The sequence below is a fragment of the Streptomyces sp. URMC 126 genome (genome assembly GCF_051386555.1).
GTDB lineage: Bacteria > Actinomycetota > Actinomycetes > Streptomycetales > Streptomycetaceae > Streptomyces.
Map to the genome: position 1 here is coordinate 1 of NZ_JBPQTX010000341.1, position 7,315 is coordinate 7,315.

The following is a 7,315-nucleotide window of genomic DNA, read 5'->3' on the forward strand; positions in this document are numbered from 1 at the left end:
CGCCCCCCCGGCCCCCGCCGCCCCCGGCGGGGACGACGAGGACGACGAGGAGGGGCAGGCCGACGCCGACACCGCCCTGCACGCCGACGCGCTGCTGGCCGCCGTCCGCGCCCCGCTCTCCCGGGGGCTCGACGGCGACGGCCGCCTCACCTTCGGCGTGAGCGCCGCCGTCCACTCGGCCGAGGGCCTGCGCGGCGCCCTGGAGGAGGCCCGGCACGCCCGCCGCGTCGCCGCCGCCCGGCCCGGACGCGTCTGCGCGGCCGGCCACCAGGAGCTGGCCTCGCACGTGCTGCTGCTGCCGTTCGTCCCCGACGACGTCCGCCGCGCGTTCACCGCCCGCCTCCTGGACCCCCTGCGCGAGTACGACAACCGCCACCGCGCCGAACTCATCCCCACCCTGGAGGCGTTCCTGGCCTCCGACGGCTCCTGGACACGCTGCGCGACCCGGCTGCACCTGCACGTCAACACGCTGCGGTACCGGGTGGGCCGCATCGAGCAGCTGACGGGACGGGACCTGTCGCGGCTGGAGGACAAGCTGGACTTCTTCCTGGCGCTGCGGATGAGCTGACGGGGCCCGGCCCCTGTCCGCCGCCGGCGCGCCTCCGGGTGCCGCCCGCTCGGACGGCCTCGCCGGGGGTGCGTGCCCGGGGGCCCGGGAGCAGGGTGGAAGCGGTCCCGTACCCGCGCGCCGAGGAGCCGCCTCATGCCCGCACCGCCCGGCGAGAAGCAGCCAGGTTCGTCGAAGACGACGTCCGACCTGATCGTCGAGCGGCTGCTGGAATGGGGCGTGGACACCTGCTTCGGCATCTGCGGGGACCAGGTCAACGGCTTCTTCGAAGCACTGCGCACCCACCCCGAGATGCGCTTCGTGCACATGCGCCACGAGGAGAACGCGGCGCTGGCCTGTGTGGGCCACGCGAAGTTCACGGGCCGCCCGGCCGTCTGTGTGGCCACCGCCGGACCGGGAGCGGTGCACCTGCTCAACGGCCTGTACGACGCGCGGATCGACGGCGCCCCGGTCATCGCCGTCACCGGCCTGTCGTACCACGACACGATCGGCGCCCACTTCCTGCAGGACCTGCCCCTCGGACCGCCTGCTGGAGGGGGCGTGCCCCTTCTCCGAACGGGTCATGGGCCCGGCCCACGCGGTGACCGCCACCGATCTGGCGGTGCGCAGCGCGCTGATGAACCGCACGCCCTCCCACCTGGCGATCCCCATCGACGTCCAGTCCTTCACGCTGGAGCAGGACACCGCCTCGCCGAAGAACGTGCCGGGGCACCTCTCACCGGGCGAGCGCCTCTCACCGGCCGGGCACCTCACACCGGCAGGGCAGCCGTTCACCGTCGTCCCGCCGGACGAGCGGCTGCGAGCGGCGGCCGAGGTGCTGAACTCCTGCTCTCGGGTGGCGATCTGCGCCGGGGCCGGTGCCCGTGGCGCGGGCGACCTGCTGGAGCGGGTGGCCGAGGTGCTGGGCGCGCCCATCGTCAAGGCCGGCCTGGGCAAGGACTGCGTCCCCGACGACAGCCCGTACACCACCGGCGGCATGGGACTGATCGGCACCCGCGCCTCCCACGAGGCGTTCGAGGACTGCGACGGGTTCCTGATCGTCGGATCGTCCACGCCGTACTACGAGTTCTGGCCCCGGCCCGGGCAGGCGCGCGGGGTGCAGATCGATCTGAACGCCGACCGCATCGCCCTGCGCTATCCCGTGGAGGTGGGCCTGGTCGGCCACGCGGCGGCGGTCCTCGAACGGCTGCTGCCGCTGCTGGAGCGCAAGGCGGACCGGTCCTTCCTGGAACGTGCGCGGGCCACCACCCGCCGCTGGTGGGATCTGATCGGCGAACAGGCGGCCTCCTCCGGCACCCCCATGCGCCCCCAGGTGGTCACCTGGGAACTGTCGAAGGCGCTGCCCGACGAGGCGATCGTCACCGGGGACGCCGGGACGGTGACCGCGTGGGGCGGCCGGCTGCGGCTGCGCCGCGGTATGCGCTACTCCTTCTCCGGCACCCTGTGCACCATGGGTGCGGCCCTGCCCTACGCGATCGGCGCCCAGCTCGCCCACCCCGGCCGGCCGGTCATCGCCTTCACCGGCGATGGATCGCTGAGCATGGGCATGGGGGAACTGGCCACCCTGGCCCAGTACGACCTGCCCGTCAAGGTCGTCGTCCTGCGCAACGACTCCCTCGCCCTGGAGGTGTGGGAGCAGACCGCGCTGCTCGGCAACCCCCAGATGGGCTGCGCCCTGCACCCCGTCGACTTCGCCGCCGTCGCCCGGGCCTGCGGGCTGCGGGCCTTCCGCGTCGAGGACCCCGCCGAGGCGGCCGGCGTCTTCGCCGAGGCCATGGCGTTCGACGGGCCGTGTCTGGTCGAAGCGGTCACCGACCCCTACGAGGCCCCGTTCGGTGAGACCCTCCAGCCCGCTCACGCCGCCCATATCGCCGAGGCCCTCGGCAAGGGCGAGACGGCCGCCTCCGCCATCGCCGGGAACCTGCTGCGAGACGGCCGCGTCGCGATGTCACCGGCCCTGCGGCAGCACTACGACGACATCGCCCGCTACCGCTGACGGCGGACGGGAGCCGGGCCGCCCCCGCCTCGGTGCTCCGGGATGGCCGGGGCGCCTCGCGCCCGCCGGGCGCCGGGCGCCAGGCGACGGGATCAGTCCGGCGCCCGCCGCTCCCCCCGCACCAGCCCCAGATCCGCGTACACCGTCGCCCGCGACACGCCAAGCCGTTCGGCGACGACCTGTGCGGAGCGGCTGAGGCGGAACACCCCGCGCGCGTCCAGCGCCTCGATCACCCGCAGCCGGCCCTGCCGCGAGTCGTGGGCCAGCGGCCGGCCGAGCCGTTCCTCCTCCTGCGCGATCACGGCGGTGACGACTTCGCCGATGTCGTCCGAGAACACCGTCGTGGCCGGCGGCGCGGCGTCCGCCGTGGTGCCGACCAGGGCGGCCATCGCCTTGGCGGCGAGCCGCAGTTCGGTGATGTCCAGGTTGACGCAGAGCGACCCGAAGACGTGGCCGGCGCCGTCGCGGAGCAGCAGGGTGGAGGACTTCACCGTGCGTCCGTCGGGCGTCTTGGTGACGTAGTTGAGCTTGTCCTGGGCGGTGTCGCCGCGGGCGAGCATCTCCAGGCCGATCTCGCTCATGGCCCCGCCCACGGTTCGCGAGGTCACCGAGCCCGCGAGGGCCACGACGCTGGCGTCGGGGGTGCGGTAGTCGTGCAGCACGACCTCGCACTGGGCACCGAAGGTGGCGGCGAGCCCGTCGACGACCGGGCGCAGGGCCCGCAGCACGGCGTCCGCCGTACCGTCGGCGCCCGCCGGGTCGGCCTCCGGCCCCGCGGCACCCGACACGACGGCATCCGGCGCGGTGACATCCGGGGCGGCGGCATCCGGCGAGACGGCGTCCGTCGGGCCGCCCTCCGGCCCGGCGGGCCCCCGAGCGGCGGAAGGCGCGTCCTCGGAGGACGGCGGCGCCGGCCGCGCCGACGCCCGTCCCGCTGATGCCGGTGATGTCATCCCTGCCTCCGCACGCCCATCAGCCTCGCCGGACCGTCCGGCCCGCCCGCCGTTCGCCGCCCGCCCGCCGTCCACGGGCCGCCGGCCGCCGTCGTTCGCCGCCGGCGGCCGTCCGATCCTTCCGGCTCCCGGACTCCGGCGCCCGGACCCCGGCCCCCCGCGCGTCCCGCGTGTCCGGAACGAGACTAGAAGTACGTCATCGGGGATACGCGCTTCAAATCTTGACGAACTGTCTAGATCGCTGGACACTCTGCCTGGACGGGCTGGTGACCTCGGCCGCCGAGATCCTCGCGGTTCCCATGGCCTCGCGGCCCCGAGGCCGCCGGGCGCCGGGAGTCGCGGGCCGGATCCGGAGCACCGGACGCACCGGGCGGCGCGGGAGGAGGGGCTGGCGCATGACCGTACGGACGACGGGACGGCCGCACGACGCGGCGTTAACCACTCCGCACCTCCTTTCCCGCCCCGGCTCCGCGCCCCGGCCCCCCGCCGCTCCGTCCGCCGGACCGCCGCCGCCGACCGGCCGACGTGACGCACGAGGAGGACTCAAGGAGGGATTGCACGATGCGTTCTCCGGCCGACGGGCCCTCCGGCCCGCTCCGCCCCTACGGTCCGCCGGGCACCGACGACCCGTTCCGCTCGAAACAGCCGTACCGCCCGCGGGATCCGTACCGCGCGCACGGCTCGTACGGCGCTCACGAGCCGAACCCACCGCACGCCCCGCTCCCCTCCCGTGACGCGTACGTCTCCTCCCGCGACGCGTACGGCCCCGGCACCCCCGACGCCCCGTACGGCGGGGTGCGGCTGCGCTGCGCCACCTGCGGACGCCTGCACGCCCTCGCCGATCTGGCGTGGCGCTGCGCCGGCTGCCACGGCCTGCTGGACGTCCACGGCTTCGCGCCCGCCATGCCCAACGCGGTCGAACTCGGCCGGCGCCCGCCCACCCTGTGGCGGTACGCCGAGGCGCTGCCGATGCCGCGCCCGCCCCGGATCAGCCTCGGCGAGGGCATGACCCCGCTGATCGGCGCTCCCGGCCGGCCGGACGTCCTCCTGAAGGCCGATCACCTGATGCCCACCGGTTCGTTCAAGGACCGAGGCGCGGTCCTGCTGGTGGCGCTGGCCGCCCGGCTGGGCGTGCCCAAGGTCCTGGCGGACAGCAGCGGCAACGCGGGGACGGCGGTCGCCGCCTACGCGGCACGCGCGGGCCTCGCCTGCGAGGTGTACGTACCGGCGGCCACCTCCGAGGGCAAGGTCGCCCAACTCCGCGCGTACGGCGCGGTGGTGCGCCGGATCGAGGGCTCCCGCGAGGACACCGCCGCCGCGGCGGCCCGCGCGGCGGAGGAGCCCGGGACGTTCTACGCCAGCCACGTCCACCACCCGTTCTTCCCGCACGGCACCAAGACCTATGTCTTCGAGCTGTGGGAGCAGTTGGGCGGCCGGCTGCCCGGCACGCTCGTCCTCCCGGCCGGCAACGGCACTCTGGTGCTCGGCGCCCGCCTCGGCTGCCAGGAACTCCTCGACCAGCGGCTGATCGACCGGCTGCCCGCCATCACGGCGGTCCAGGCCGCCGGCTGCGCGCCGCTCGCCCGCGCCGCAGCGGCGGGCGGCGACGTGCCGGAGCCGGTCACCGTCACGCCGACCGTCGCCGAGGGCATCGCCGTCGCCCGCCCGGCCCGTGGCTCGCAGGTCCTGCGGGCGGTACGGGAGACGGGGGGAACGTTCGTGACGGTTCCGGAGGACCGGATCGTCGCCGCCCACCGCGAACTCGCCCGCAACGGGCTCTACGTGGAGCCGACGTCGGCCGTGTGCTGGGCGGCTCTGCGGGAGGGGCTGGTACCAGAGCACGCGGTGGAGGGCGATCGTCCGTTCGCCGTCGTGCCGTTGTGCGGGAACGGGCTCAAGGCGAAGCCGCCGGAGTGAGCGACGCGCCTCCGCCACCCCTGCCGGACTCCGCCCCTTCTCTCCCTCCCGTCCCCTGACGGGCGCCCCCGTCCGAGGACCAGCCATGCCCGCCGCCCCGCACGCCCTCACCGCCCTCCTCTCCGCCTTCGTCCCGCTGTGGGCCCTCACCGTGGTCGGCTACCTGGCGGGCAGGACGGGGCTGCTCGGCGGGGACGCGGAGGACGTGCTCGGGCGGTTCGTGTTCCACATCGCCATGCCGGCGGCCCTGTTCACACTCCTCGCGCGGACCCCGCTCGCCGGCTTCGCGAACGCCTCGATGCTCGCCTTCGCGGCCGGCACGGCCCTGACCCTCCTGCTGGGGGCCGCCGCGTCCCGCCGGTTCTTCCGCCGCGGGCCCGCCGAACAGGCGGTCGGCGGGCTCGTCGCCGGCTACGTCAACTCCGGGAACCTCGGCATTCCCGTGGCGGCCCAGGTCCTGGGCGACGCGTCGGTGGTGGCTCCGGTGATCCTGTTCCAGGTGCTGGTGGTGACGCCCCTGATGCTCGCGGTGCTCGGCGCCGGGACGGGCGAGGCCCGCCGACGGGCCGGGCGGGCGCTCCTGGCGCCCGTCCGCAACCCCATCGTCCTGGCCGCCGCGGCGGGCGGCGTCTTCTCGGCCGCCCACTGGCAGCTGCCGGCCGCCCTGAACGGCTCCTGCGACCTGCTCGGCCGGGCGGGCGTCCCCACGGCACTGGTGATGCTGGGCCTGTCCCTGCACGGTGCCCGCGGCGCGGCCACCGGGCCGGCGGGCGCCCGGGCGGAACTCGGAGCCGCCGTCTTCCTGAAGACCCTGGTCCAGCCGGCGGCCGCCTACGCGGCCGGCCGCTTCGTCCTGCACCTCCCGCCCCACCAGCTCCTCGCGACCGTCGTCTGCTCGGCCCTTCCCACCGCGCAGAACGTCTACGTCTACGCGCGCGAGTACGGCGCGGCCGTCGCCCTCGCGCGCGACGCGGTGGTCGTCTCGACGCTGGTCTCGATGGTGACGCTGTCCGCGTTCGCGCTGCTCCTGACGCCGGGCGGGTAGCGGGCGGGGCAGGCGGCGGGGGCCGTCAACGGGTGGTGAACGCGCCCCCGTTGACGTGCACGGTCTGGCCCGTGATGTGCCGGGCCCCCGGTGACGCGAGGAAGTGCACGGTCCGGGCGATGTCGTCGACCGTTCCCGCGCGCTTGACGTGCGTCTCCTCCACCAGCGCGCGCTCGCGTTCCTCGCTCAGCCCGTCCCGGAAGAAGTTGGTGCCGGCCACGTACCCGGAGGCGACGACGTTGCAGGTGACGCCCCGGGGGGCGAGCTCGGCGGACAGCGAGGCGTTCCACGCGGCCAGGGCGGCTTTGGCCGCCCCGTACGAGCCGCCCCCGCGTTCGGCGCCGATCGAACCGATGCTGACGACCGCGCCGCCGTCGCCGGTGAACTTGTCCCGCACCGAGGCCGTGGTCAGTACGGCCGTCAGCAGGTTCTGCGCCAGGTTCTCCCGCCACTGCGCGAGGAGCGCGTCGAGGTCCGGTTCGGCGCCGGGTACGGCCCGGGCCAGCCCGCCCGCGGCGTTGACCAGGACGTCCAGCGTGTCGAACCGGGCGGCGAGCGCCTCCACCTGCCGGGGATCGCCGGCGTCGCAGACGACACCGTGCACACCGAGTTCCTCGGCGGTGCGCTCGACGGTCGCGGGGGTGCGTCCGGTGACGAAGACCTCGGCGCCGTCGGCGGCGAACGCCGCCGCCACGGCCCGGCCGATACCGCTGGTGCCTCCGGTGACGAGAACGGTGCGTGTCACGAAATCCTCCTGCCCACTGCTTCGTTCGGTCTCCAACGTAACAGTGGTCGATCACTTGCTCGGATTCCCCACGAACCGTCCCCTCCGCCCC

General features: G+C 75.2%; 6 protein-coding genes and 1 pseudogene. 5 read left to right on the top strand and 2 right to left on the bottom strand.

All coding sequences use genetic code 11. From position 1 onward, the window contains the following. The 3 genes and pseudogenes from ACSNOK_RS28525 to ACSNOK_RS28535 form a co-directional block, all read left to right on the top strand. Positions 1 to 568, top strand: a 568-nt coding sequence (locus tag ACSNOK_RS28525) for a PucR family transcriptional regulator (protein ID WP_436783676.1), incomplete at its 5' end; no start/stop codon positions are given. A gap of 135 nt (positions 569 to 703) precedes the next feature. Next, positions 704 to 1,015: pseudogene (locus tag ACSNOK_RS28530) on the top strand (thiamine pyrophosphate-binding protein); the annotation flags it as partial. A gap of 115 nt (positions 1,016 to 1,130) precedes the next feature. Beyond that, positions 1,131 to 2,564, top strand: a complete 1,434-nt coding sequence (locus ACSNOK_RS28535) for a thiamine pyrophosphate-dependent enzyme (RefSeq protein ID WP_436783677.1) — start codon at positions 1,131 to 1,133, stop codon at positions 2,562 to 2,564. A gap of 92 nt (positions 2,565 to 2,656) precedes the next feature. On the opposite strand, the gene ACSNOK_RS28540 is transcribed toward ACSNOK_RS28535, so the two are convergent. Then, positions 2,657 to 3,352 carry a helix-turn-helix transcriptional regulator gene (locus tag ACSNOK_RS28540; RefSeq protein WP_436783678.1) on the bottom strand — a complete coding sequence of 232 codons (696 nt, stop codon included), beginning with the start codon at positions 3,350 to 3,352 and terminating at the stop codon, positions 2,657 to 2,659. Positions 3,353 to 4,078: 726 nt separating this feature from the next. Here ACSNOK_RS28540 and ACSNOK_RS28545 point away from each other — a divergent pair. Next, positions 4,079 to 5,434 carry a threonine synthase gene (locus ACSNOK_RS28545; RefSeq protein ID WP_436783679.1) on the top strand — a complete coding sequence of 452 codons (1,356 nt, stop codon included), beginning with the start codon at positions 4,079 to 4,081 and terminating at the stop codon, positions 5,432 to 5,434. An 85-nt stretch (positions 5,435 to 5,519) separates the two neighbouring features. After that, a complete protein-coding gene (locus ACSNOK_RS28550; protein ID WP_436783680.1) occupies positions 5,520 to 6,479 on the top strand; it encodes an AEC family transporter in 960 nt (319 codons plus the stop codon). A gap of 25 nt (positions 6,480 to 6,504) precedes the next feature. On the opposite strand, the gene ACSNOK_RS28555 is transcribed toward ACSNOK_RS28550, so the two are convergent. Next, positions 6,505 to 7,224 (bottom strand): SDR family NAD(P)-dependent oxidoreductase, encoded by a 720-nt coding sequence (locus tag ACSNOK_RS28555; protein ID WP_436783681.1) that lies wholly within the window; start codon positions 7,222 to 7,224, stop codon positions 6,505 to 6,507. Positions 7,225 to 7,315 lie beyond the last annotated feature (91 nt).

Excerpts from the sequence above, each read along its gene's own strand:
- ACSNOK_RS28535 (WP_436783677.1), top strand. The coding sequence starts at position 1,131 with ATGGGCCCGGCCCACGCGGTGACCGCCACCGATCTGGCGGTGCGCAGC.
- ACSNOK_RS28545 (WP_436783679.1), top strand. The coding sequence starts at position 4,079 with ATGCGTTCTCCGGCCGACGGGCCCTCCGGCCCGCTCCGCCCCTACGGT.
- ACSNOK_RS28550 (WP_436783680.1), top strand. The coding sequence starts at position 5,520 with ATGCCCGCCGCCCCGCACGCCCTCACCGCCCTCCTCTCCGCCTTCGTC.